Below are 26,153 nucleotides of genomic sequence, written 5' to 3'. Positions count from 1 at the left end.
TCGTTATGGGCGCACATACGACAAGAGCATCTCTCGCAACACCCGTTGTTGGATCAATGGCTCGATATCGTCTTCTAAATAACTGATGTGGGACTTCAAAATGATATTGTTGCCGAACGTCCCGAACGCGTTGATGATGGTGACGACGGTCGTTTTCACGTCGATGTCGCCTCGAAGCGAGCCGTCCGTCTTCCCGGCTTCGATGAGCGGTTCGAGCGTCTCCATGATCTCGCGTTGTAACTCGATGTAATCGTCAATCCCTGGTAGGGGAGTTGGAACGAACGACGCGTAACTCTCGAACGCTTCACGGAAACGAGAATGGCTCGTCCGTTTCATTTGTTGGTCGAGCAAATAGTCTACGATCGCCTTGAGTCGCGAGTAGGCGTCTCCCGACTGACTCGTTAGCTCCTTGAATGCGTCGAGCGTCGGTGTCAAGTTGCGGACAGCCGCGGCGACGATCAATTGGTCTTTTTTCGGGAAATAGCGAAACAGTGTCGCGACACCGATTTCGGCGGCATCAGCGATGTCCTGCATTTGGACGCGCTCGAACCCGTCTTTCAGAAACAGGATTTCAGCTTGGCTGATAATGCGATTTAACCGTTCTTCTTTGTTTTGTTGACGTTTACTCATGTCATCACCTCTTTGTTCTCTTGTCATTATAACGCGTTGAAGCAGTTTCGTTGAGAATCGAATGTGCATCGACTATTATTATGATAGTTAGACTATCATAATATAAGATTGGAGCTGGAACAATGCGGTTAACGGGGAAAGTAGCGGTCATTACGGGGGCAGGCAGTGGTATGGGTGAGGAGACAGCCAAGCTGTTCGCACGCGAAGGGGCGACTGTTGTCGCGACCGACATTAATTTACAGGCCGTGACGAACGTCGTCGAAACGATTCGGTCAAGCGGGGGCGAGGCGCTCGCGCTTCAGCACGACGTCACCTCGCGTGGTGACTGGGAAAGAATTTACGATGAAGTCCGATCGGTGTGCGGCAAACTCGATGTGCTCGTCAACAACGCAGGGATTGCGCTTGCGAAACCATTTTTGGAACAGACTGAGGACGACTGGGCACGGACGTACCGAATCAATATCGATGGCGTCATGCTCGGTACGCAATATGCGATCCCGCTCATGGAACAAAATGGTGGGGGTTCAATCGTCAACATCTCGTCAATCTCGGCATTAACCGGTATGGCAGGTGCCGGTGCCTATACAGCCTCAAAAGGAGCCGTGCGTTCACTTACGAAGGCGGCGGCCGTCGACTATGGGAAACACAACATTCGCGTCAACTCGGTTCATCCGGGCTATATCGTGACGCCGATGAGCGCGCCACACATGGAGCATCCGGACTATAAACAGCATTTTTTGAATCAAATTGCCCTGCCACATCTCGGTCAGGCGGGGGAAGTGGCGGCAGCCGTCCTCTTCCTCGCATCGGACGAGGCGAATCACATCACGGGAATCGAACTCCCCGTCGATGGGGGCGTCACAGCAAAATAAACGTAAATGTACATCTAGGTCAGAGGACGATCCTCTGGCCTTTTTAAATTTTTTTTCAAAAAAAATAGATTAGAGATAGACAAAATACTCATTTCCTAAAATAATGAAATTAAGTGATTTTTTGTAGTTAATTGTTGGAACCTTCAAGCCATTATCACGTATACATGAATTGACGGATCCGTCGGTTGAAGCTTTGGACATATAGAAATGAGGAAAACAGATGAAAGCAACATGGAAACAAATTTTATCGGTTGTCACGGTGCTTATGCTTGTCTTGGCCTTGATTCCACCCCACGTGAGTGCGGACGCCGGAGCGGGCATGCAAGAGGCGAAGACGCTCAGCCCAGGAGTGGAAGTCACGTTTGAAACGGGGACAGACGCCACGAATACATACTGGTTCAAAATGGAACGGGGCGCCCCGTCATCGATGACACATATGGAAATCCAGTTTGAGTCAACAAAACTCGCGAACATCTCGGTCTATCCGAGCGCCGATCTGGCAGCGAAAGATGAGACGTTCGAGCCGTATCGAGCGAGTGCGACACAAGAAGAAGAACAGCAGACGGCGACGATTCGTCTTCCGTATGCATGGGAAGGCCCTTACTACATCAAAGTCGAGTATCTGCCCATGACAGAAGAGGCAGAAGCCGCCGCGTCTGACATCAAGCTCGTCTACAACCCGGTCAAATTGCCGGTTAAATACGAGAACATCGAGACCGAGGCTGGCATGTGCGCGGTTGAGTCAATTTTGAATCCGACGCCGGAGCGCGACTCGATGTTAAAACTCATCCGTCGCATTCAGACGGATGTGTTATCACAGTCTGAGGCTGGGAACGATTTGGCTGCTTTGTACTATCGCACGTCACCATACTTGATCAAAGCGATCGTGAAAGATGGAGCCAAACGCCAACAAGCGTACAATGATTTGAAGACGTTACAGCCGCTTATGAACGCGCTCGTCGACCGTAAGGCGTACACGCTCACGAAAGCAGATGAGGCTGCCATCAAGAGCTTGCAGGCGTTCGTGATGACAAACGTCCCGAAAGCGTTGCAAACAGAAGTAAACAAGGTAGCAGCCACACTCGGCACCGAGGCACTTGCCGATACGCCGCTTCAAGACGTGATGGGTAAGTTCGGGATGTCAATTGAAATCGATGACGCCCCGCGTTATATCGTCAAATATAAGTCGTCACCGAGCAAGTCCATCGGCAAGATCAACGCATTGTCGAACGTCTCGGCGGAGCAGGTAGACCTCGGCCGTCCGGGTGACCACTTCGCGGTCGTCGATGTCGAAGCGGCGAGCACGAAAACGCAGGCGACGGCCAAGTCGACGCTTGAGCGTGATGCGAACGTCGAATTCATTGAGCCGGTCCAAACGTATCAAGCGTTCATGGCCGACACAAGCTACGACTATCAATGGTCACTCAACCCGAAGTCAGTATTGCAGCCGTTCCAAGAGGCTGGAATCGGACTTGATGGATTCGAGTCGCTCAACTTACCGGCTCGATCGGTCAAAGTAGCTGTACTCGACACAGGTGTCGATTATCGCCTCCTTGACTTCAAAGGGCGTGTCGATATCGCCAATGAGAAAAACTTTGTCGACCCGAACGGGGAAGGGAGTGCCCTTGATGACCATGGACACGGGACACACGTGGCCGGTGTCATCGGTGCCATTCAAAACAACGGGACATCGATGCGCGGAATCATGCCGGCTGTCTCGATTCTTCCGGTCAAAGTGCTCGACGCGAGCGGTTCAGGTGATACAGAACAAATCGCGCTTGGGATTAAATATGCCGTCGATGCAGGTGCCAAAGTCATTAACATGAGTCTTGGCGGAAGTCAGAGTCGAACAATCGGTTATATGCTGAAGTACGCCTATGACCGCGGCGTCGTCGTCGTAGCAGCTACTGGAAACGAGGGAGATTCAAACCTCTCGTACCCTGCCTCATCGAAATATACGATTTCAGTCGGCGCAACCAACACGTTCGGTATCGTCTCGGATTACTCGAACTATGGCCGCGGTGTCGATGTCGTAGCGCCAGGAACGAAAGTCGCGAGTCTTATTCCGAACGGGAATGTCGTCTATATGGACGGGACGAGTATGGCGACCCCGCACGTCTCAGCTGTCGTGGGATTATTGTTGTCGACCCGCCCGACGCTCAAAGTGGAAGAAGTACGTCAGTTGCTCCATCGAACAGCGGAACCCCTTGCTTTCTCAGGTGGGGATGCGCCAGGCGGAATCAGTTATGAAGACGGACTGGACTACTTCATGGATGATCCTGAAGAAGAACTTCCGTTCAACTATGACTACATCAGTGGCTACGGTAAGGTCAACGTACATCACGCAGCGTCGATGCTAAGCCTCAATGCTAAGCCTAGTGTGGTTCGTGATAATTCGACAGTGTTTGCTGCTAGTGTGAAGAGTGGAACAAAAGTAACCGTCTATAAAGGTGAGAAACGTCTGGCGACAGGCACGTCGAAACAAGCTCGTGTCGCATTGAAGATTGGGGCTCAAAAACAAGATACGGTGCTCCGTGTTGTGTATAGCAATGGGAAGTTCGTCTCGAGCGAGCGTCTTCTTGTTATGAAAGGTGCCCGTGCGAAACGCCCGACGGTCTCGACCCCTCGAGCGAATGCGAAGCAAGTGACAGGACGTGGGGACGCCGGGATGACGGTCATCGTCCGCGACGCGAAGCGCCGCGTCATCGGAAAAGGGACGACCGGACTTACAGGTACATTCGTCACGAAGACACGCACCCTCAAAAAAGGGGAGCGTCTCTCGGTACACATCGAGGATGCAAAAGGTCACGTGAGTCAAACGAAGTACGTCTTCGTCCGCTAAACCATCATAAACAAGGAGTCCGCCACGGCGAACTCCTTGTTTTGTCTTCTACTCGATGATACCGAGGAGCTCCATGACCAATAAAATGAAGAGTCCGGAGCCGAGCACGGCCGCGAAGAAGACGAGCACGGCATACTCTTTTTGTTTCAAGATGGCCCACCACCCGGTCACGAACGCTCCGAGCCCGAGGACGAAGAACGTGGTCATATAGCTGAGCCGAAGCATGTTCGCGGCGTTGTCGCTCCAAAGCGTCGAATGAAAGGTCGTATCGAAGTTATCGAGCAGGAGGAACGGCACGTACATGGCCAGGAACAAGCCGATGAGGATAATCGACCACTTGCCGATTGAGGTGCGAGGGAACAAGGCGCCATTCATGACGATTCACCTCTTTTCGTTTCAAAATCGTCTGTATAAGTCTATTCCCGTTTTGGTGAAAAGTTGACGGATTTCGTTGAAACGACATGATATAGTCGAAATGAGAGTGGGGGATGGCTATGGTCGAACAGTTCAAGATGAGACGCGTTTGGGAGGATGCGCGCGAGATGAATGTGGCATTGACGTTAAAAGCAAAATGGTGCGAGGTCACGGTGGACGAGTATGTCACCGCATCCGATATCGACGCGCTCGTCTCTATGTTATCCGCGTTCAATGCACGAAATGGGAAGTCGCCCAAGACGTGGACACTCGATGTTCCGCTCGTCCACGTCTCCTTGACGTTCGAACTTGCGAATGCGAGAGGGACCGTTCGGGTCAATGTCGATATTGAACAAATGAAAGGCGATGGCGGGGACATGAAGGCGACGTTCTCGTTCGAGACGACGATGGGTCAGATGGATGAGTTGCAGCGACAATTGTCGGCTTTCTTGGCACGCGAAACCGATCTCGTCGAATCGCTTCGTCCGGAGTAAGCAAAGCGCGTTACACGAGAGGCAGGTATAGAGAATGAAAACCCAATTCGAGATGGAACGAATTTGGATGGATGAGACCGAACTGTTTTATCAGATTAGGCTTTACCTCCATGCATCCGTCTGTTCGAGCACTCAAGATGTATATATGCAGGACGAGACACTGCAAGAACTGATTGACTCGATTGCTGGATTCAATAACACCTGGGGGAAGGAACCCGTGATTTGGCAGTTAGTGGACCCGGATGCGGATTACCAAAAAATCAACCTCACCTTCACGCGGATTGATCGGACAGGCACGATTCAAGTCGACGTCTTCATCCATGACGAGTGGCCACACGATCCGTTCGACCATCTCCATGCAGTCTTCAAGTTCAAGACAACGATGGGGCAACTCGATGATCTGAGCGCCCAGCTCAAACGTTTCATTCTTCGTGAGACCGACCACGTCGCATCACTCTATGAACGATGACAAGCCCAGACAAAAGCGTCTGGGCTTGTTTTAATACCATTCTTTCGGTTCGTAGTTCAATTCGCGGAACAACTGCTCGCGCTCTTTCTTCGAGAGATCGCGCCATTGTCCGGGCGGGAGCTTGCCGAGCGTGATGTTCATGACGCGCACGCGTTGAAGTCGGTATACCTCGTAGCCGAGCGCTTCACACATGCGACGGATTTGGCGGTTGAGCCCTTGCGTCAGCGTGATGTTAAAATCGAACTTCGACAGCTGATGCACTTTACACGGCAACGTCTTCTGGCCGAGAATTTTGACGCCGGCTTCCATCTGTTCGACGAACTCCGGGGTGATCGGCTTATCGACCGAGACGATGTATTCCTTCTCGTGCTCGCCCTCGGCGCGAAGAATCTCGTTGACGATATCGCCATCATTCGTCATCAAGATGAGCCCTTCCGAATCTTTATCGAGGCGACCAATATTGAATATGCGGAGCGGGTGATTGACGAGGTCGACCAAGTTGCCTTTAACTTTCTTCTCGGTCGTGCTCGTGATGCCGACCGGTTTATGGACGGCGATATAAACGTTGTTTCGGGCGACGCGGGCGGCCGAACCGTTGACGAGCACTTCGTCTCCTGGGTTCACTTGGTCGCCGATTTTCGCTTTCTTCCCGTTGATGGTGACCCGTCCCTCTTCGACGAGACGGTCGGCTTGGCGGCGGGACGCCTTGCCGGATTCACTGATGAATTTATTGATACGCATAGATCCACGTCCTTTTTTTGGCTTCGTCCTCTCACTATAACGTATTTTACATGTGCCTGAAAGCGGGAAACGACCGAGTAGAGAGGATGTGGCACGATGGATCAGGCACGTGTGCTATTGCAAGATGCGATTCGATTTCAACAAGCGCTCATGACGTCGTCGTTTCAGACGGAGCTGATTGAGGGGGCATCCCCGGTCTTATGGTACGGGAGGCCGACAGAGAAACAGTGGCTCACTATCGGGACGAATCCGTCACGCGGCGAATTTTTCGAACGGGAAGGGACCGTTCGTAGAGGAGAGTCACAAAAGTTCTATTGGCGTGATGAATCACTCGATGTCTACTTACAAGATGAACGTGCGCTCGAAGCGACGCTTGACTACGCCGCGACTTACTTCGAGGCCGGACGGGCGACGACGAGCTGGTTCGGCAAACCGGGAGGGGCGAAGCTCGAAGCCATGCTTGAAGGGATGGGCCGCTCGTTTTACGACGGGTCTGCGCTCCATGTCGACTTCTTCAAATATGCGACGTGGGGTCAGATGGGTCAATTGCGAACGGGACGTCAATGGATGGAGCACCCGACATCGCTCGATTTGCTCGAACGGACGATACGTCATGTCAATCCGTCCCGTGTGATCGTCCTTGGGCGAGAAAACTGCGCCGTGTTCCCGGGTTTCACAGATCAAGGGGAAGTCGAGGCGTATCCGAGTGCCCGGTTCGAACTCGGCTATCATGCGACGCTCGGTATCCCGATGATCGGGTTACATTTCAAACCGTCCGAAGTGTTCGTCGGTCTCGGGAACGGTCGAAATGCGTTCGGGCTCCACCATGGTTCGTATGCGAAACGGGAGCATCTCATCCGAATCGGAGCGGCAATCGAGGCGAGCGCTCGTCATTATTTCGGCTGAACGTCAAGCTTTGGCGGATGAACGCGCGTGATGCTGCCCCAAAAGTTGAACTCGTTGAAATCGATATAGCGAATATCACGTGACCGGTTATCGAGCACCTCGAGCAAGATGACGTCGGGAAAGCCGGGTTTGCGGAAGATGATGTACCCGATTCCAGTCACAGAATGGTTCTTATAAAAACCGTTCGCCATATTCAAGATGAAGGGACGGTTTGCCGCGAGTTCACGCTCGAACGTCGACCATTTCCATAAATAACGTGAGCTGCTGTGCCCGTTGTAGCCGTAATGGGCCCACAGTTTTGTGACGATTGTACTGATTCGTGTCGGCGGTGTGCCTTTCTCGTCTTTAAATTGATGGGCGAGCGCAATCTCACGCGCATCTCGTTGAATCTCGATCACGTCCTCAGGGATGCGTTCATAGCCAAGGTCATGGTAATAGCGAAAAATGGCCGTCATCGAGGTAAGCGTACAATTGTTCTTGCCGCCGTTGAACGCTTTTTGAAGTAACACCGGAACCCCGCTGATGTGTTTCTCGCTCTTGACCGTCCAATGACCATGATAGCGGTCGTTCACATAAGCGACAGGGTCGACGATGCCGGCATAGCCTTTTTTCGCGAGCTCGAGCTGACCTGCGTAATGATGTTCCATGACGTACCTCCTTTTTCTTTAGTATACAAACAACGCCTCTTCTCAGGAAACGATGAGAAGAGGCGTTGTGACGTCAGAAGACCAAGTGGGCAATCCCGACGATGATTGGTAAGGTGATAAACGTCCGAAGCAAGAAGATGAGGACGAGGTCAAAGAATGAAATCGGCAGTTTCGACCCGAGGAGTAATCCACCGACTTCTGACATGAAGATGAGCTGCGTGACCGATACCGTGGCGATGACGAACCGCGTCAACTCGCTCTCGATCCCGCTTCCGAGCACAGCCGGCAAGAACATGTCGGCGAACCCGACGACCATCGTCTGGGCCGCGGCTTCGGCTTCCGGAACTTGGAGCAACATCAAAATCGGTTCGAACGGTTTACCGAGAATCGTGAAGAGTGGCGTATATTCTGCAATGACGAGCGCGATCGTCCCGACCGCCATGACGACCGGCAAGATGCCGAGCCACATGTCGAGCACGTTTTGGAAACCGTCTTTGAGCGTGGCGACGGCCCCTTTGCTCGATTTAGACTTCAAGAGTGCTTGGCGCAACGCCCATGTGCGCATCTTCACGTTAGCCGGCACCGGTTCTTCTGGTTTTAATTCAGTTTCTTCGTACGGTGTATCCGCCTTTTTCGACAACGGATAAATTCGAGGCATAATCAACGCTGCGACAATCCCGGATAAGACAATCGCGCCGTAGTATTGCAAGAAGTAAGCGTCGAGCTCCATATACGATAAGATGACGATGGTGAACGTGATCGAGACGACGGAGAATGTCGTGGCGATGACGGCGGCTTCTCGTTTTGTATAGTAGCCGTTTTCATATTGTTTCGTCGTTAACAAAATCCCAATCGTCGCATCTCCGACCCAAGATGCGAGCGAGTCGAGCGAGGCCCGTCCTGGAAGTTTGAAGAGCGGACGCATCACTTTAGTGAGCATCGTCCCGACATATTCGAGCAACCCGAAGTTCAACAGGAGCGGGAGCAACATCCCGGCAAATAAAAACGTCGCGAATAAAATCGGAATCAAATCATACAACAAGAGTCCGCCTGTAAATTCGGATGTGATCATCTCCGGTCCAATCACGAGAAGCGTCATCATTCCGGCAATAAAACCGACGACTCGCATCCCGAACCAGAACGGTGTGACGTTGAACAGTGAATTGAAGTGCGGTCGCTCTAAAATGAACGCCGGTTTAGCCAAATACGTCCACAATGACCCAAGCACCGAGATGCCCATCATGATGACGGCAAGCGTCGGAACGGTCCCGCCGATGAGGTCGATCAGCTGATTCGACAAGAGTGCGACCGGAATCGTAAATCCGTCCTCGGTCGGGACAGGCACGATGAAGAATAAAGTACCAATCAGTGATGGAAAGATGAACTTAAAATAATCCCAGGATGTGAACATCGGCCCGCCTTGACCAGGCCTGTTTGGTGTCTGATTCATGTTTTTTACCCCTTTTCCCCGAAAAAAGTAGTTGGCGCGCTTCACTTGCATGTCCCCATCATGCTTGAATGAATCGCTATAAAAGAATAGTTTCTTCTCGTTCATTATAGAGAAGAGGATACGTAGCAGGCAACAACTCGTTGCAATTTTCTGAAAAAAAGAGAACGCTCTCACGAGCGAACTGCTCGTATTCTCGTGCTCACTTTAGTATGATGACGGCGAGTCTTACAAATTCGAGATATTCACCATATATACTTTAAGAACGGAGCGATACAGATGAGATTAAGTGTACTCGATCAAGCGCCAGTGACATCTGGCCATACGTCAGAACACGCGCTGCAAAGTGCGGTCGAACTCGCCCAAGTGGCAGAGGAACTAGGTTATTACCGGATGTGGATGGCCGAACATCACGGCGGTATGTCGTTCGCGAGCTCGGCACCGGAAGTCGTTGCGGCTTATATCGCGGCGAAAACAGAACGGATTCGTCTCGGATCCGGTGGGATCATGATGATGCACTATTCGCCGCTCAAAATGGCGGAAGTGTTCAAGACGCTCAGCGCGCTAGCGCCGGGACGGATCGACTTCGGGGTCGGCCGGGCACCGGGCGGGGATTCTAACGCCATCTACGCGATGTCGCAAGGTCAAAAGCCGATGATGGACGGTCTATATGAGAAACTCGGGACGACGTTGCAACTGATCAACGATGAAGCACCAGACGAACGGTGGTACAAGAATACGCCGGCCGCTCCGACCGGAGTGACGCTTCCAGAGGCGTGGCTCCTCGGGTCGAGCGGGAACAGCGCCATCCAAGCAGGACGGATGGGGCTCGGCTATTCGTTCGCTCAGTTCTTTAATGGGGAGTTAAGCGTCGCTGCGCTCGATGCGTATCGTCATCACTTCACCCCGTCCGCATTCATGGAGAAGCCGGACATCAGCGTGACGTATCTCGTCACGACGGCTGAGACGGAAGAAGAGGCCGAGTATTTGGCCCGCCCGTCGGATTTGTCGCGCCTGTTTTTGATGAAGGGCCAGCTCCGGCAATTGCTTAGCCCGGAGGCAGCGCGCGATTATCCGCTCACCGAGATCGACAAGATTCAAATCGCCAACAACCGGAAGATTCATCTTGTCGGGACACCGAAGCAGATTGCGACACAACTGCAAGAAGAGTCGGCCCATTATGGATTTGATGAGGCGATGATTTGCAGCATCCAACATACACAAGAGAGTCGACTGAACGTCTATCGTCTCCTCGCGAAAGAGCTTCTCTGACCAAAACGCACCTGTCCTAAAATGGATAGGTGCGTTTTTGATTAAAGAAACAGTTGCATGAGGACGAACAAGGCGACAAGCCCGCCAATCGAGACGGTAAAGAAGACGGCGGCCGAGCGTTCGTGGTTGCGGAAGATGGTATAGAGTCCTACGATAAACGCACCAAACGCGGCGGCGATAGCTAAGATCGATACGACGGCAGCCCACCCGTTGTCAAATAGCGTGTCGAGATTGAACGGTTGACCCGATTGGACGATAAGGGCAAAAACGATTAAGAGAGAGAACACAGCGAGCAACAAGAGGACCGACCATTTCCCTGGGCGTGTCTGTGGATAGACGTTTCGACTGAGCATGATGGTTCACCTCGCTTTTGCGACTTTTACCTATCTATACCCGTTTTCCCGTACACCTTAAAAAATGTTTTCCCTTTTTTTGAACGGTTTCGTGAACAACATCGTCTAAAACAACTAAACTAGAAGAAACGGAGATTGGCTGGAGGTACAGTATGCAGCAGATGAAGATTGATCCGCATTACTTGTTTGATGTTTTCGTTCATCTATACCGGATGGTGTTTTTGATGGAAGTGACGCCTGACGGTTATCGTTACGTGCGTGTCAGTGAACAGGGGAAACTGGCGTCCTCGCTTCCGGACGACGTAGGCGGACGTTACTTGCACGACATGTATGCGGCCGAGGTCGCCAACGAGCTGATTATGCATTATGACGAGGTCGTCGCCTCGAACGAACCGGTGTATTTCATATCGAAAATGAATATTGACGTCAATACGGCCCGTTTCGCCTCATCCGTGCTCATGCCACTCGAGGACGAGGCTGGAGAGGTCCGGTACGTCCTCGGATTGACGACCGATTTATCGGAAGAGGCGGAAATGAAACTGTTGAGCAGTATCGAAAATATCGACTACTTGACCGGAATGCCGAACTTGATGAAAGTGAAACTCGAGCTTGAGAAGTTATTCCTTCGGCAAGAAACGGAAGCGACGAGCGTCATGCGCCTACACATCAATCGATTCAAGATTATCTTATCCCTCCAAGGCGTGGAACAGTCATATCGCTTGATCAAAGAGATGACTCGGCACTTGTCGAATCTATTGCCGAAAGGCTCGATCATCGGTCGCGTCGACGGGGAAGATTTTATCGTCGTCTTGCCGTACACATCAATTGAGACGGCGACGATCCATGGGGAGCGATTGCTCGCGGCCATTGCCGACTACACGTACCAAGTTGCCGAGACGGAATTCGCCTTGTCCGGCTGTCTCGGCATCAGCGCGGGGATCGAGGATGCTGACCGGGTCATCATGAACGCATCGACGGCGCTCCTCGAAGCGAGGCAGGCTGGGAAACAAATCATCAAAGTGTACGAGAAAGATGATTACGTGCAGCACTATATCGATGAGATGACGATTGAGATGGAACTCGCCAAAGGATTGAAGGCGGGTGAACTGAGCGTCGTCTATCAGCCGAAAGTCAGGTGTCAGGACGGGATGGTTCATTTTGAGGCGCTCGTACGTTGGCAAAGCGCGGCACTTGGGAACGTCTCGCCGGAAACGTTTATTAAGATTGCTGAAAAGTCACTTTTGATTGAGGACATTACCGAGTTCGTCTTGGACCGGGTCTGTCGTGACATGATCGATCAGCCCGACTTGTTTGAAGGACGGCGTGTCGCAGTCAACGTCTCGCCGATATTGTTCCGCCAAGACTATATGAAGCAGCTACTGCCCATCCTCTCGACATATGGGCTGCTCCCGGAGCAGTTCGAGTTTGAGATCACAGAACATACGCTCATGCAAGAACCGCTCCTCGGCATTCAAACGGTGGATTATTTGAAAGCGGAAGGGTTCCGGATTTTAATTGACGATTTCGGGGTCAGCTATTCATCGCTCAACTACTTGAAGATGTTTGATATCGATGGCATCAAGATTGACCGTTCGTTCATCAATCAATTGGATCAAGACAACGGGTTGAAAGAGTACGAGATCGTCAAACTGATCGTCTCACTCGCCAAGAAATTGAATTTAGAGGTCACGGCTGAAGGTGTGGAGACCGAGGTGCAGTATCGCACGATTGATCAGCTCGGATGTGATGAAGTCCAAGGATACTTCTTCAGTCGCCCCCTTTTGCCATCTGGACTCAAGCAGGCGCTTGAAGCGCTCGTCGCGCAACATGCGGCACTACGTCACGAACAGCCTGACCCAACCTTACTGATGACGTCACTCGATGAGACGGAGGCCGAACGGTTAAAGACGATTCTTCGTCTTGAAATTTTAAACACCCCGCGAGAAGAACGGTACGACCGGATTTCACGGCTTGTTGCCCGCACGTTGGACATGCCGGTCGCACTGATTTCGATTTTGACGACAGATCAACAATGGATTAAATCCTGCCAAGGGGTCGCGCTTGAAAGTCCGAGCGTGGAACGGAAGTGGACGTTGTGCGATCGTGTCGTGACAGGAAAATCAGCGCTCGTCATCGAGGATGTACGAACGTTCGAGGCGATGACAGTCAGCCCGTTATTCGAAGGAGTCGGTTTTTATGCCGGTGTGCCGCTCTTGACGCGAAGCGGTCACGTCATCGGGACGTTATGCGTGACCGACGAACGGTCGCGTCGCTTCGATGCCGAGGCCCTGCAAACACTCGAAGATTTCGCCAGATGGATCATGGCGGAAATCGAATTGACCGAGCAAGCGCGGGCGCAAACCCGGCGTCAACAGACACTCGAGTCACTCTATGAAGTGACGGCCATCCACGAACCGTTCAGCGATAAATTGAAACGGATCCAGACGGTGCTCCGTGAATGGATCGGGTATTCCCACGCGCTTGTTTTCTCGACGGAGTCCACACATCGCATCTTATCAAAGGATGGGGAAAGCAAACTCGATTGGAAGAGAGACGAATTGCAGCAACTGCACGCCTTGACGACGATCGGTCATCAAAAGTTGGACCGGAACGAACTCGTCATTGAAGGTGTCGAGTTTGCCTCGATGGTCAGCCTGCCTCTAGCGAATGAAGGGAAGACGTTCGGATGGATTGTCTTTTTAGCTGAACAAGGGAGCTTGGACGATGTCGCCGATTCGGTGACGATCAACGAGATGACCGATACAATCATGCTCGTGACCCGTTGGATGGAAAACGAGATTCGGCGTGAACGCAAACATCAAGAAGTGATCGAGCTCATTACCCAAGACGGGCTGACGAAGCTGGCGAACCGTCATTCGCTCATGACCGATTTGAGACAGAAAATGAATCGGAAACAGGCGGTCGCCCTCCTGTTTATCGATTTGGATGATTTTAAACAAGTGAATGATTCCTATGGTCACTTGATTGGGGATGAAGTGCTCATCGAGACGGCGAAACGAATTCGCGCATTCAGCCAAACGGTTTCAGGGAAAGCGTATCGATTTGCGGGCGACGAGTTTTTAATCGTCACCGAAGCGGAGCCAGAAGCGCTCGATCCAAACAAGTTTTGTGAGTTGAACCATATCATTTCCCAGGAAATGATGGTCGGGAACGGCTTGAGACTAGGATTGTCTGCCAGTGTCGGTGTCGCCTACTCTAAGATGGACCAAACCTCGCTCGACACGATCATCCACCATTCGGACGCGGCGATGTATGTCGCGAAAAGCTGCGGTGGGGACGGATACTACGTTTACGACTCATATCATGAGGGCTGAAAAGGAGATGGGAAATGAGTAAACTATGGTTGATTGAAAGGTTACCGGGGAGCGGGAAGACGACATTCACCGAACACGCGTCAACGATGGACGGGATGTGTATGAAACGTTGAATGTATGATGGAGAAAGGAGTGAGCAAGGATATGCAGATACTGAAACAACATTCTGACCACTTTTGGTATATGACCCCCGTCGCCGAGACCGATCGTCCGATTTTAGGAGCTGTTGTCGGCGATACGCATACGCTCATGATTGATGCGGGAAACTCCGAGGCACATACGAACTTGTTTTTAGATGCTTTGGCCGGACAAGGAATCAAACGTCCGACGCTCGTCGCATTGACGCATTGGCATTGGGACCATATTTTCGGATTGTCAGCGCTGACGGACACCGTCTCCATCGCGAGCACGGCGACAAAGGCAGGGATCGAGCGACTGCTACCCTATTCGTGGGACGATGTGGCGTTGGCTGAACGGGTCGAGGATGGGCGTGAGATCGCATTTTGCGCGGAGGCGATTCAACTCGAGTACGGTGAGGACCGATCGATGCGAGTCGTCTTACCGACCGTGACGTTCGAAGATACGCTCACGCTCGACCTCGGTGGGGTCCACGTCCTCCTGAAGCATGTCGGTGGAGATCATGCCGCCGATGCAGTCGTGGCCTATGTGCCGGAGGGAAAAGTGTTGTTTTTAGGGGATGCCTTGTATGCGAACCTTTACGCACCGTCTTGGCGGATGACACCGGGACAGACGCTTCGTCTGTTAGACGTACTCGACCAGTTCGATGCCGAGGCGTATGTTTGGTCCCACGGTCAAGTCGTGACTCGTCCCGAATACGAAAAAGATCGCGACGTATTACGGAGTTTGGCCCGGATTACCCTTGATTTCCCAGGAAATAAAGAGTTGATAACCGCTCAGTACGAACATTTGACGGAGCGCAAGGTCGACGAAGAAGAGGAAGAACTGATTTCGTTCTTTGTGAACGGTTCAAACGGTGAAGCATAATGGAGATTAAACGGATTCATGATGAAGACGAGGCGTTTCAACAATTACTGACGAATCGATTGCGGACGTTCAATGACGCTCATTCGCTCCACCACCGCGAGATTCGAAATACGGATGTCCCGGTCGTCCAATTGAAAGTGGAGCAGGACGGGGACATGATCGCGGGGTTGTTCGGGAGCGTCTATTGGGGCTGGTTCGATCTTGACCGATTATGGGTCGCGTCAGAACATGTGGGAGCAGGCCAAGGGAGCCGTCTGCTCGAGGAAGGGGAGCGGTTGGCCCGTGAACTCGGGGCGACGCGCGTCAAGTTGACGACGTTCTCCTTTCAAGCGAAGACGTTTTATGAGCGCTTCGGCTATGAAGTCGCCGGCGTGCTCCATGATTATCCGCCGGGATCGGACTACTATATGATGACGAAGCAGTTATAAAAAGGCGACTCGCGCGAGTCGCCTTTTTTCAATTCAATATACTTTATCCCCGTTAAAGATTGAATTTTTTACCATGACGTAATCGACGGTGCGCAAGGCATCTAGATTGTCCCCACCCGAGTAGGAGATGGCCGATTGGAGGTCTTGTTCCATCTCAGTCAACGTGTCCTGGAGCGCCCCTTTATGCTCGACGAACACTTTCTTGCCTTCGACGTTTTTCCGTTCCCCTTTTTGGAATTCAGAAGCCGAACCGAAGTATTCTTTGAGCAGCTTCCCGTCCTGCTCGAACGTCTCACCTGGAGATTCGTCGTGGCCGGCGAACAACGAGCCGATCATGACCATCGATGCGCCGAATCGAATCGATTTGGCGATGTCCCCATGTGTCCGGATGCCCCCATCCGCGATAATCGGTTTTGTCGCCGCCTTGGCACACCAACGAAGCGCAGCGAGTTGCCAACCGCCCGTGCCGAAGCCTGTCTTGATTTTCGTGATGCACACTTTACCTGGTCCGATCCCGACCTTCGTCGCATCCGCCCCGGCATGTTCAAGTTCCCGGACCGCTTCCGGTGTACCGACGTTGCCGGCGATGACGAACGAGCCTGGAAGGTGGTGTTTGATATGTTGAATCATCCGGATGACTGCATTCGAGTGGCCGTGCGCGATATCAATCGTGATGAATTCTGGCGTATGTCCCGTTTCGGCGAGCATCTCGACGAACCGATACTCATCTTCTTTCACACCGACACTGATCGATGCATACAAACCGCGTGCATGCATGTCTTCGATAAACGTCAGTCGCGTCTCGGGATGGAAGCGATGCATGATGTAGAAGTAACCGTTCTCGGCAAGCGAGAGTGCCACGTTCTCATCGATGATGGTTTGCATATTGGCCGGAACAACCGGAAGGCGGAACGTGAAGCCACCGAGTGTGACGCTTGCATCACATTCAGAACGACTATCGACGACACATTTTGCAGGAATCAATTGAATATCTTCATAATCAAACACTTTATCCATTGTATACACCCCTATTTACGAACATTATTATTGATTTGACTAAAAATACTTCGCCCATTCGGTAATGTAACGTATATTCTGCTGAAAGTCAAAGGGATATAGTAAATAATCGTATTTTTACGATATAATAACCCATTTTTCATTAATAATGTTCGTGTTTAGTCCGAAAATATTAATGTTTCACGTGAAAAAAGACCGCTTGTCAGCGGTCCTGAAAAATGACGTATTGGTTTCGGCCGTTCAATTTTGCTTCATACAAGGCGAGATCGGCTTGTTTGAGTAGGCGTTTTATTGTCACAGCAGATTGATAACACGCGACGCCCACACTCGACGTCGTGGTAAACGTATGCCCTTCGATTTGCCACGGGTGTTGAAGCGAGGCGATTAGTTTTTCGGCGACAAGGTCAGGTGCTGACGGATTGGTATAGCGAATCAGCACAGAGAATTCATCGCCGCCGAAGCGCGCGATGATGTCTTGTTTACGCAGCGTCTGTGTAAGGCGATGTGAGAACTGTCGAAGCAGTTCGTCTCCAATATCATGTCCGAGCGTATCATTGATTTGTTTAAAATGATCGATATCGAGGGAGAGGATAGCCAATTCTTCATCGTCCTCATCGATTCTCGAGAGCGCCTCTTCCAAATACGCCAGGAAGTAACGGCGGTTCGGGAGAACGGTCAACGGATCATGATAGGCTAAGTGCTTTAATTGTTTTTCGAGTACTTTCCGCTGCATGATCTCACGAGTGACCGTCAAATAGTGAAGCAACGTCGCGTCTTTATAGATGGCTTGAATTTTCGTCTCAAGCCAAATCCATCTGCCATCATGGTGAAGGTGACGAAACTCGAGCGTGAGCGGTTCACTACCTTCCGTCATCACTTTGAGCTGCTGTCTCGTGGCCAAGACGTCCTCCGGATGGATGAAATCGAGTGTGTTCTTTCCTTCGTAGAACGTGGGGGCATATCCGAGTACGCTCTGATGGGACGGCGAGGCGTAACGGACACGTCCGTCACGTTCGAGGATACAGACGAGATCACTCATATTTTCGGTAATCAACCGGTATTGCATCTCACTTTGACGTAACGCTCGTTCCATCTCCCGCTTCTCGGTCATATCACGAACCACAGTCATCACCGCGGTCATTCCTTCATAATCGATCAATAAGCTGCCGAGGTCCATATGTAAGTGCTGACCAATAGGCGTGACAAGAACGATTTCTGTATCTTGTACGGAATCGCCAAGTTGCAAGGTGGCAAGGCGTTTTTTTGTCGACTCATGATATTCCACAGCGACATAAGTAAAGATGGATTTACCTTTGACATCTGTCTCTCCAATCGTCTTTAACGCCAAAGCGTTCGCATATAAAACGATTCCGTCTTTATGGACGATAATCCCTTCTGGAATCGTCTCGATGAGCTGACGATAGCGGCGTTCGCTCTCTTGTAGAGCCCGTTCGGCGTTTTTCTCCGGTGTATGGTCGATGATGATGGCAAATAAGCCGGTAATGTTGCCGCCTACCTCAATCGGGATGTTCAAGATGGCAAGGTCGAGCGCAGCACCCGTCTTTTGATGTGCCGTGATCCCGTACTTGTGGGGTTTTCCGGATAAAGCGAACTGCAGTCCTTCGCAGACGAGCGATTGTTCCGAATCCGGTAGCCAGTCGAGGAACGAACGGTTGATGAAATCGGCCTCGCCATAGCCGGTGATAGTTGTGACGGCAGGATTGATCGATTTGACCCGAAGCTCCGGGTCGAGCACAAAAATACCGTGGGGCGAGTAACGGCGCAACGATTCGTGCTGGTCACGTAAAATCGATAGCTCGAGCTCACGCCGTTTCCGCTCCGTCACTTCCCGGACGACCGAGATGATATGGGTGCAGGCACCGGATTCGTTAAATACCGGTGTCACTTCAGATTCGAAATAATGAAGTGGCAACAACATCACATCTTGGTACTCGAGTGTTTCCGAGTAGAACGAATCAGTGAGACGATAGTCTTCATAAACAATACTCTTTCGTGCGCGAATCGCCTCGTCATAATGGTGGATGATGAGTTCGGCCGTTTCGGGAGGAACCATGTCGCCGACAGACTTTCCGACGTCAGCGTCTGTCCAACCGATGGCGTGTTTTCCCGGTTCGTTCACGAATACATAGCGATAGGCGGAATCATCTACTTCCATGAAGAACACAAAATCCGAGATTTTATCGAACGTCTGGAGCAGGATAGAAGAAAGGTGGTGGATTGTCTGATCGGCGCGCATAATGTTCCTCGTTTCTATCTAATTTTGACACGTCATTCTTATAGTACAACATTCTTATAGTACAACATTCTTATAGTACAACATTCTTGAACTACCTCCACCTACGCTTCGCTAAGAGGTGGAGGATTCCTGGGTCATCCGGTCTGACGACCGGAACCTGGCCAGGCTAGCCCCGTCGTCCCGACGGTTGAAGAAGCCACGATTCGTTCAGCTTCTTGTTTAAGATTCAATCCTGCGTTCACATCGCGGTCGTGGTGGGCGCCGCAACCCGGGCATGTCCACTCACGCAGACCAAGATGCTTCACGTCCTTGTGTCGATGGCCGCAACTCGAACAGAGCTGGCTCGAGGCGAACGTCTTCCCGACCTTCACGACGGTCTTGCCGTACCAGTGCGCCTTGTATTCGAGCATGCGGAAGAACGCCGACCAACTGACATCGGAGATGGATTTGCTGAGCTTGCGGTCCTGCTGCATGTGTTTCACCTGCAGGGTCTCGATGCCGATGACGTCGTGGCTTTTGACGATCTCGGTCGATACCTTGTGCAGGAAGTCGGTGCGCTTGTTGGCGATCTTCTCATGGATGCGGGCGACCTTGCGCTTTTGTTTCTGATAGTTCCTCGCCTCGGACAGCTTGACGTTCCGGTTCAGGGCGATGAGCCGACGACGGGACAGCTTGCGCTGCTCGCGCGCCTGCCTCTTCTCGAGCGAACGGAAGTACCGATCGTTTTGGTACACCGTGCCGTCGGACAGGACGGCGAAGTCCTTGAGCCCGACGTCGACGCCGACGGTTGAGCCGGTCTTCGGCAGTTCATCGATCTCCTGCTCGACGAGGAGGGAGACGAAGTGTTTGCCCGAGGCGTTCCGTCGGATCGTGGCGTTCAAGATGCGGCCCTCGACCTGCCTCGATTTGGCGAACCGGACCCACTTCAATTTCGGCAGCTTGAGCCGGTCGCCGACGATCGACACCTCAGGAAGTTGAGACTTGCCTTGGATGTTCGTCTTATAGGATTGGACGGGGTTCCGCTTCGATTTGAACCGTGGCCGTTCGTTCTGCCTCTTGAAGAAGCGGTCATACGCCTCTGCCAGATGTTTGACGCTGGTCTGGACAGATGTGCTATCGACCTCCCTCAGCCAGTCGAACTCTTGCTTGAGTACAGGGATTTCTTTCGAACAAGAGCCGTAGGACAGTCCTTTTCCGGTCACCTTGTAGGTTTCTTCCCATTTCGCCAGGAAGTGGTTGAAGACGAAGCGTGAACAACCGATCGTCTTGGCGATCAGGATCTCCTGTTCCGTTGTCGGATAGATCCGGAATTTATACGCCTTATGCTTCGACATGATGTTCACCTCTTTTAGGTATTTATACCCAAAAGAGAGGTTGGCGATTCATCGCCCACTTTCACGAGGGCTTCACCCTTAACGTTTAGAAGTGGGCGTATTTTCGCCTAATTTTCATAAAAAGATGTGTGAACATTCAAAAAAAGACAGGACTTTGAAAGTCCTGTCAGGCGGCTTGCTTGAGGCGATCTCGCTCTTTGCGGCCGTTCATCACGTAATACAAGAAAATCGTGAACGTGACGACACCGGCGAGCAACAGATAGATGGTCGAGAAACCGGTCAGCGGGATGAGTAGCCCGATGAAATAAGGACCGAAGCCGAGACCGGCGTCGAGGGCGATGAAGAACGTCGACGTCGCCATCCCCATCCGTCCAGGTGAAGCCGCCTTGACGGCGATGGCCTGCGTCCCGGACTGAATATTGCCGAAGCCGAGTCCGATCAATGCGCCGGCGAGCAAAAGGCCCAAAGCGCTCGTCGCTTGGCTAAGGATGAACAGTCCGACTGCAAAGATGAAGATGGCCGGATACATGACGACGTTGGCGCCACGTGCGTCCATGAGCCGTCCCGTGATCGGGCGCGACAACATGACGGAAATCGAATAGACGAGGAAGAAGACGCTTGCCGCCTCGACAAGGTCGAGTTCGGTCGCGTAAAAGTTAATATAAGATAAGACACTTGAAAAACTGAGGGCAGCGATCGCGATGATCAGTGCAATCGGTAACGCCTTCGGTTCGACGAACGCTTTTAATGACAACCCGCGGACAATCTCCGGATTGTCCGCTTCCGGGACGTTGACGAACAAGGCACTTACTAAACTGACGACGCCGACAACGAGACAGGCGATAAAGATGGTCGAGAAACTCGTATACTGGCTCATCAGTAAGCCGACGAACGGACCGATGGCAGTGGCGAGAGTCGAGCTCATGCTGTAATACCCGATGCCTTCGCCCTTACGTGCACTAGGGATGATCTGGGCGACGATTGTCCCGGTCGCTGTACTTGATAGTCCCATACCGAGACCGTGTACGAAACGGGTGAATAGTAAGAAGCCGACACCGAGGTCGACGAAATAGAGCAGGATTGTGGCCGTGAAGAAAGTCAACCCGATGACCAGCGTCTTTCGCCGACCGATCGAGTCAATCAATCGACCGATGAATAGTCGACCAACGAGCGTCCCGATGATAAAGATCCCGGTCACGAGACCGGCCTCACTTGTCGTCGCACCGTATGTCTCAACGGCGTGGACCCCAATCGTTACCATGAGTAGGAAGAAGATGAGCGTCAAAAAGAAGTTGACGAGCGAGATGATGAGGAAGTCTTTCGTCCATAATTTTTGTGCGGTCAGTTGCATCGGCGATGACGCCTCCTTATTTGTTTGAATCTAAATAGTTAGTAAACATAACTAAAGGAGTATAGCAAATTGAGAGAAGCTTGTCAGAGGAGACGCATTTTGCATAAAAAAACCGATGCACGTGAGCGCATCGGTCATCGGTCATAAGGAGAGGTGACGGCGGTACCAAAGGACGAACGGTACGAGAACGAGCGAGATGATTCCACCAAGCAGGGATAGCATCAAATAGCTCGACTGGGATGCGATGATCCCCGAGAGCATGCCACCCGAAGCGCCGGATAAAGCGATCCACACGTCGACCGACCCTTGTGTTTTGGCCCTCGTCTCAGGTGTCGTCGCATCGACCAAGATAGCGGTCCCGCTGATCAGGCCGAAGTTCCAACCGACACCGAGTAGGACGAGTCCGACAATCAATAAGAACAGCGAGTCGGCCGGGGCGAATGCCGCGACGACACCGGCGAAGAATAAGGTCACCCCCGAAGCGATGGCCATGATTTCACGACCGACTTTGTCGACGAGCACTCCGGTCACGAGCGACGGTAAATACATCGCTCCAATGTGGAACCCGATGACGAGCCCGACGGCACCGAGCTCGTGACCATGGTGGCGCATATGAACGGGCGTCATCGTCATGATGGCGACCATCACAATTTGGCTGAGGATCATGACGAATGCACCGACGTAAACACCCCGGCTGTCATGCGTCGATTCAGTCTTATGGACAGACGTGTCGGTGGTTTCTTGCCGTTTCGACTCGATGGCACGGGCGACGAGGAGCGGGTCGGGGTTCAAGAATACGAGCAAGATGAGGCCGGCGAACAAGTAGGCTGCTCCTGCGAGTAAAAAGGGTCCCGATAATGTCGGCAACCCGAGCCCATCGGCGACACGTCCCATCGGCTCGACCAAGTTCGGCCCGGCGACAGCCCCGAACGTCGTCGAGACCATCGCGATGCTGACTGCGGTCGCTCGCTCGGTCGCAAGCGCTAAATCAGTCCCGGCGTAACGGGCTTGGAGGTTTGTCGCTGTCCCAGCCCCGTAAACGAGGAGTGAGAGGAATAAGAGCGTTACGCTCTCGAACGTGGCAGCAATGATGACACCGACAGCTCCGACAGCCCCGGTCAAGAATCCGGTCGCCAGTCCGAAACGGCGTCCGACCCGCTGCGACATCATCCCGATCAAAAAGGCGGCAGCGGCGGAACCGAGCGTGAACAGCGCCGTCGGTACGCCCGCGTATGCGTCGGTTCCGAGTAAATCACGGGCCAGCAAGGCGCCGACTGTGATCCCGGCGGCGAGTCCGGCCCCGCCAAAGATTTGAGACAACACGACGACGAACAACGTCCGTTTATACAGTCGGCGTTGTTGCGCGGTGTCGCTCACATAAGGATCGATCTTATTCCGCATGATAGGATTCCTCCTCGATAGATATATACCCCACCTAGTATATCGCTAGAGCGGAGGGGAAGGGAAGCACATAAAAAGGATTCGACCCGTCGAATTGGGTCGAATCCTTCAATTGTTCAGATTAGGTGCGGTCCCAGAACCGCCCTTGCGCGATGCCATCGATAAATGTATCGAAGCCAGCGAGATTATGTTGTTTGAGCGTATAGACGCCAGGTTGGTCCGTCTTGACGCGGCAACGGTCGAGCACTTCATCGTGATGCAAGTGAAGCGCGAGCGGCTTGAAGTGTTTGTACGTGTTCTCGATGAATTCGAGGACGTCGTCTTCGATCGAAGTCGTGGTGCTGACGAGGAAGGCAGCATCGAACAGGCTCGAATCGACCGTATCATACGTCTCTTTCACTTTAAGGTCGCCGAGCGTGTATGATTTCTTCCCGACGAGACTGTAATTGACTTTGTTGTCGGCGAGCACTTGGACCCACGCCTTCACTTGCACGGCATCGACGTCTCCGGCGAGGAGGACGGCTACGCTCTTCGTGTCCGGTTTCGCGATTGTATTGGCCATGCTGAGCGCAGGTGATTTTTTGTCCGAGACGACTTCATTGTTCTCGGCGGGTAACTCGACACCGAGGTTGTCCGCGACGACCGAGGCGAGGTGACGGTCGATGTGATTCAATAGGTCGACGGCGTTCTCTTTCACCATGTCCGACTCACACTTGCCGAGCTCAAAGCTGTAGGCGGCTTGAATGTGTTGTTTCTCGACGTCGGTCATACTGCTATAAAACATTTTGGCTTGCGAGTAGAAGTCGAGGAAGCTGTCGCTCCGGCCACGGATTTTATGCCCGTCTACCTTCTCTTGATAGTGCTCGAACCCGCCTTGATCGGCTGGAACGGGCTCCGGTTGATTGTTGTTGAGCGCGTTTTTATGGTAGCTTGTCTGTCCTTTATGGACAGCCATCTGATGCATGCCGTCGCGCTGGTTGTTATGGAACGGACAGACCGGCTTATTGATCGGGAGTTGATGGAAGTTCGGTCCGCCGAGACGTGATAACTGGGTATCCGTGTACGAGAACAGGCGCCCTTGGAGGAGCGGGTCGTTCGAGAAGTCGATACCCGGCACAAGGTGGCCCGGGTGGAACGCGACTTGCTCCGTCTCGGCGAAGAAGTTGTCGACGTTGCGGTTGAGCGTCATCTTGCCGACGAGTTTGACCGGCACGTCTTCTTCCGGCCAGAGTTTCGTCGGGTCGAGGAGATCGAAGTCGAACTTGAACTCATCTTCTTCCGCGATGATTTGAAGTCCGAGCTCCCATTCCGGATAATCGCCTTTATCGATGGCCTCGTACAAATCGACACGGTGGAAGTCGGCGTTCTTGCCGAGCGCCTTCTGCGCCTCGTCCCACACTAGTGAATGGACGCCGAGTTTCGGTTTCCAATGGAACTTGACGAAATGCGCCTTGCCATCTTTGTTGACGAGTCGGAACGTATGCACACCGAATCCTTCCATCATACGCAGGCTACGCGGGATGCCCCGGTCGCTCATCGCCCACATGACGTGATGAGCCGTCTCATGGTTTTGACCGACGAAGTCCCAGAACGTGTCGTGGGCACTGCCGCCTTGCGGTACTTCCGTGTGCGGCTCTGGTTTCACGGCATGGACGAGGTCCGGGAATTTAATCGCGTCTTGGATGAAGAAGACGGGCATATTGTTCCCGACGAGGTCGTAGTTGCCTTCATCGGTGTAGAACTTCGTCGCGAATCCGCGAACGTCGCGGACGGTGTCCCCAGAACCGCGCGAACCTTGCACCGTTGAAAAACGGACGAATACAGGCGTCACTTTCGACGGGTCGTTCAAGAAGTCGGCTTTCGTATAGTCGGCGAGCGACTCGTACACTTGGAATTCCCCGTGGGCCCCGACACCGCGCGCATGCACGATCCGCTCCGGAATCCGTTCGTGGTCGAAATGCGTCATCTTCTCACGGAAATGGAAATCCTCGATGAGCGTTGGTCCGCGGCGCCCCGCTTTGAGCGAAAACTCATCCTCCGCAATCTTCAGACCTTGGTTCGTTGTGAGCCCAGCTTTCTGCTCGTTGTCGATCATATGTTGTTTTAACTGTTCTTCTTTCTTGTTCCCCATGTTGTTGCCTCCCCTTTAAGTATGCACACACGCTGTAAACCACGATTTGGCCTACGTAACGAGTTTTCCCTAACGAACTGAGAAAAAACCCCCATTTTTAAAATGGGGGATGAATGTAATACGCAAGGTCAACATTATAAGGCGGCCCAAACGTTCTGCTTTAAAACGATTTGCTGGACGGTTTCCGGATTCAAGTCGTATTTGGTGGAAATGGTGCGGGTCACTTTCGCTTTCAAGTCAGGGTCATCCGATTGCTCCGCTTCATAGACACGATTCCAAGCGTGCCAGACGCGTGCTTCCTTGTCTGAAAGTTGTGTGTCCCACTCCTTCTCTTTCAATTGCCAGCCGAACGTCATGTCCTCATAAGCGCCAGGGTCTACCTGATCAGCCAGACTCCAATCACCTTCAGGGGAAAATACGGCCTCACCGAGCGGGGAGGCTGTACCGACATAGGCTTCGTGGTCATAGAAACGGATGAGGGCGGCTTGGAACGTATCACGCGCGGTCACCTCATCAATGACATCCTGACTGATGGACTGGAGCATCTCGACGTCGGGTTGGCCGTGGACGACGACGTCATACGCATAACGGACGGCCTCGTCTTCTTGCACGGGCTGTCTCGCTTCGATTGTATAGCTCCCTTCGTCATGCGTCTCCTCGGTCTGCGCGAACGCGTCATCGATCCCATCTTTGGCAGGTTCATGTGGCCAGGCGTAAATGGTCAAGGCGATGGCGGGGATAAAGAGCAACCCTCGCCTCAGGCGGTACACCCATTTCGGTTTTCGTTTCGTCGTCATGATGATCACT

General features: G+C 52.4%; 22 protein-coding genes. 9 read left to right on the top strand and 13 right to left on the bottom strand.

What is annotated here, in order from left to right; genetic code table 11:
• Positions 1-3: 3 nt before the first annotated feature.
• Positions 4-630, bottom strand: coding sequence for a TetR/AcrR family transcriptional regulator (locus tag EVJ34_RS12005; RefSeq protein WP_131434450.1), 627 nt, complete (start codon positions 628-630; stop codon positions 4-6).
• 122 nt (positions 631-752) lie between these two features.
• On the opposite strand from EVJ34_RS12005, the gene EVJ34_RS12000 reads away from it, so the two are divergent.
• Both EVJ34_RS12000 and EVJ34_RS11995 read left to right on the top strand, forming a co-directional pair.
• A complete protein-coding gene (locus EVJ34_RS12000) occupies positions 753-1,502 on the top strand; it encodes an SDR family NAD(P)-dependent oxidoreductase (RefSeq protein ID WP_131485769.1) in 750 nt (249 codons plus the stop codon).
• A gap of 220 nt (positions 1,503-1,722) precedes the next feature.
• Entirely contained in the window at positions 1,723-4,344 is a 2,622-nt protein-coding gene (locus EVJ34_RS11995; RefSeq protein WP_131485768.1) for a S8 family peptidase, read from the top strand.
• Positions 4,345-4,392: 48 nt separating this feature from the next.
• Here EVJ34_RS11995 and EVJ34_RS11990 read toward each other — a convergent pair whose 3' ends face one another.
• On the bottom strand, positions 4,393-4,719 hold the full coding sequence (locus EVJ34_RS11990; protein ID WP_131434456.1) for a hypothetical protein: 327 nt from the start codon (positions 4,717-4,719) through the stop codon (positions 4,393-4,395).
• A gap of 113 nt (positions 4,720-4,832) precedes the next feature.
• Between EVJ34_RS11990 and EVJ34_RS11985 the strand changes: the two genes are divergently transcribed.
• Positions 4,833-5,252, top strand: a complete 420-nt coding sequence (locus EVJ34_RS11985; RefSeq protein ID WP_131485767.1) for a hypothetical protein — start codon at positions 4,833-4,835, stop codon at positions 5,250-5,252.
• Between the two features lie 34 nt (positions 5,253-5,286).
• Positions 5,287-5,721 (top strand): hypothetical protein, encoded by a 435-nt coding sequence (locus tag EVJ34_RS11980; protein WP_131485766.1) that lies wholly within the window; start codon positions 5,287-5,289, stop codon positions 5,719-5,721.
• A 30-nt stretch (positions 5,722-5,751) separates the two neighbouring features.
• On the opposite strand, the gene rluF is transcribed toward EVJ34_RS11980, so the two are convergent.
• Positions 5,752-6,462, bottom strand: coding sequence for a 23S rRNA pseudouridine(2604) synthase RluF (rluF, locus tag EVJ34_RS11975; protein ID WP_021067926.1), 711 nt, complete (start codon positions 6,460-6,462; stop codon positions 5,752-5,754).
• Between the two features lie 96 nt (positions 6,463-6,558).
• Here rluF and EVJ34_RS11970 point away from each other — a divergent pair, with 96 nt between their 5' ends.
• Positions 6,559-7,368 carry a hypothetical protein gene (locus tag EVJ34_RS11970; RefSeq protein ID WP_131485765.1) on the top strand — a complete coding sequence of 270 codons (810 nt, stop codon included), beginning with the start codon at positions 6,559-6,561 and terminating at the stop codon, positions 7,366-7,368.
• Here the strand turns inward: EVJ34_RS11970 and EVJ34_RS11965 are convergent.
• Entirely contained in the window at positions 7,356-8,015 is a 660-nt protein-coding gene (locus tag EVJ34_RS11965) for a C39 family peptidase (RefSeq protein WP_131485764.1), read from the bottom strand. The two genes, EVJ34_RS11970 and EVJ34_RS11965, sit on opposite strands and share 13 nt — an antisense overlap.
• 73 nt (positions 8,016-8,088) lie before the next feature.
• Entirely contained in the window at positions 8,089-9,465 is a 1,377-nt protein-coding gene (locus tag EVJ34_RS11960) for a YjiH family protein (RefSeq protein ID WP_236634519.1), read from the bottom strand.
• A 276-nt stretch (positions 9,466-9,741) separates the two neighbouring features.
• On the opposite strand from EVJ34_RS11960, the gene EVJ34_RS11955 reads away from it, so the two are divergent.
• Positions 9,742-10,734, top strand: a complete 993-nt coding sequence (locus tag EVJ34_RS11955) for an LLM class flavin-dependent oxidoreductase (RefSeq protein WP_131434469.1) — start codon at positions 9,742-9,744, stop codon at positions 10,732-10,734.
• A 41-nt stretch (positions 10,735-10,775) separates the two neighbouring features.
• On the opposite strand, the gene EVJ34_RS11950 is transcribed toward EVJ34_RS11955, so the two are convergent.
• Positions 10,776-11,087 carry a hypothetical protein gene (locus EVJ34_RS11950; protein ID WP_131434471.1) on the bottom strand — a complete coding sequence of 104 codons (312 nt, stop codon included), beginning with the start codon at positions 11,085-11,087 and terminating at the stop codon, positions 10,776-10,778.
• Between the two features lie 152 nt (positions 11,088-11,239).
• Between EVJ34_RS11950 and EVJ34_RS11945 the strand changes: the two genes are divergently transcribed.
• The 3 genes from EVJ34_RS11945 (at position 11,240) to EVJ34_RS11935 (ending at position 15,855) form a co-directional block, all read left to right on the top strand.
• Positions 11,240-14,422: an EAL domain-containing protein gene (locus EVJ34_RS11945; RefSeq protein ID WP_131485763.1), complete on the top strand. Its 3,183-nt coding sequence runs from the start codon at positions 11,240-11,242 to the stop codon at positions 14,420-14,422.
• Between the two features lie 144 nt (positions 14,423-14,566).
• Positions 14,567-15,427 (top strand): MBL fold metallo-hydrolase, encoded by an 861-nt coding sequence (locus tag EVJ34_RS11940; RefSeq protein WP_131485762.1) that lies wholly within the window; start codon positions 14,567-14,569, stop codon positions 15,425-15,427.
• A complete protein-coding gene (locus EVJ34_RS11935) occupies positions 15,427-15,855 on the top strand; it encodes a GNAT family N-acetyltransferase (protein ID WP_201739945.1) in 429 nt (142 codons plus the stop codon). The genes EVJ34_RS11940 and EVJ34_RS11935 overlap by 1 nt, the downstream gene beginning before the upstream one ends.
• 33 nt (positions 15,856-15,888) lie before the next feature.
• On the opposite strand, the gene guaC is transcribed toward EVJ34_RS11935, so the two are convergent.
• The 7 genes from guaC to EVJ34_RS11900 all read right to left on the bottom strand — a co-directional run bounded on the left by guaC (position 15,889) and on the right by EVJ34_RS11900 (position 26,143).
• Entirely contained in the window at positions 15,889-16,872 is a 984-nt protein-coding gene (gene guaC, locus EVJ34_RS11930) for a GMP reductase (protein ID WP_131434477.1), read from the bottom strand.
• Between the two features lie 202 nt (positions 16,873-17,074).
• The gene (locus EVJ34_RS11925; RefSeq protein ID WP_131485760.1) at positions 17,075-19,129 is read right to left on the bottom strand and encodes a PAS domain S-box protein; all 2,055 of its coding nucleotides are present in this window, start codon (positions 19,127-19,129) and stop codon (positions 17,075-17,077) included.
• Positions 19,130-19,263: 134 nt separating this feature from the next.
• Positions 19,264-20,463, bottom strand: a complete 1,200-nt coding sequence (gene tnpB, locus EVJ34_RS11920; protein ID WP_131485759.1) for an IS200/IS605 family element RNA-guided endonuclease TnpB — start codon at positions 20,461-20,463, stop codon at positions 19,264-19,266.
• A 166-nt stretch (positions 20,464-20,629) separates the two neighbouring features.
• A complete protein-coding gene (locus EVJ34_RS11915; RefSeq protein WP_131485758.1) occupies positions 20,630-21,814 on the bottom strand; it encodes an MFS transporter in 1,185 nt (394 codons plus the stop codon).
• Between the two features lie 141 nt (positions 21,815-21,955).
• Entirely contained in the window at positions 21,956-23,215 is a 1,260-nt protein-coding gene (locus EVJ34_RS11910) for an MFS transporter (protein ID WP_131485757.1), read from the bottom strand.
• A gap of 121 nt (positions 23,216-23,336) precedes the next feature.
• Positions 23,337-25,346 (bottom strand): catalase, encoded by a 2,010-nt coding sequence (locus EVJ34_RS11905; protein WP_131485756.1) that lies wholly within the window; start codon positions 25,344-25,346, stop codon positions 23,337-23,339.
• A 134-nt stretch (positions 25,347-25,480) separates the two neighbouring features.
• Positions 25,481-26,143, bottom strand: coding sequence for a hypothetical protein (locus EVJ34_RS11900; RefSeq protein WP_131485755.1), 663 nt, complete (start codon positions 26,141-26,143; stop codon positions 25,481-25,483).
• Between the last annotated feature and the right edge of the window lie 10 nt (positions 26,144-26,153).

Source organism: Exiguobacterium sp. SL-9 (assembly GCF_004336985.1).
In the GTDB taxonomy this organism is placed as follows: Bacteria; Bacillota; Bacilli; order Exiguobacteriales; family Exiguobacteriaceae; genus Exiguobacterium.
This window is presented reverse-complemented; position numbering and strand designations above follow the sequence as displayed.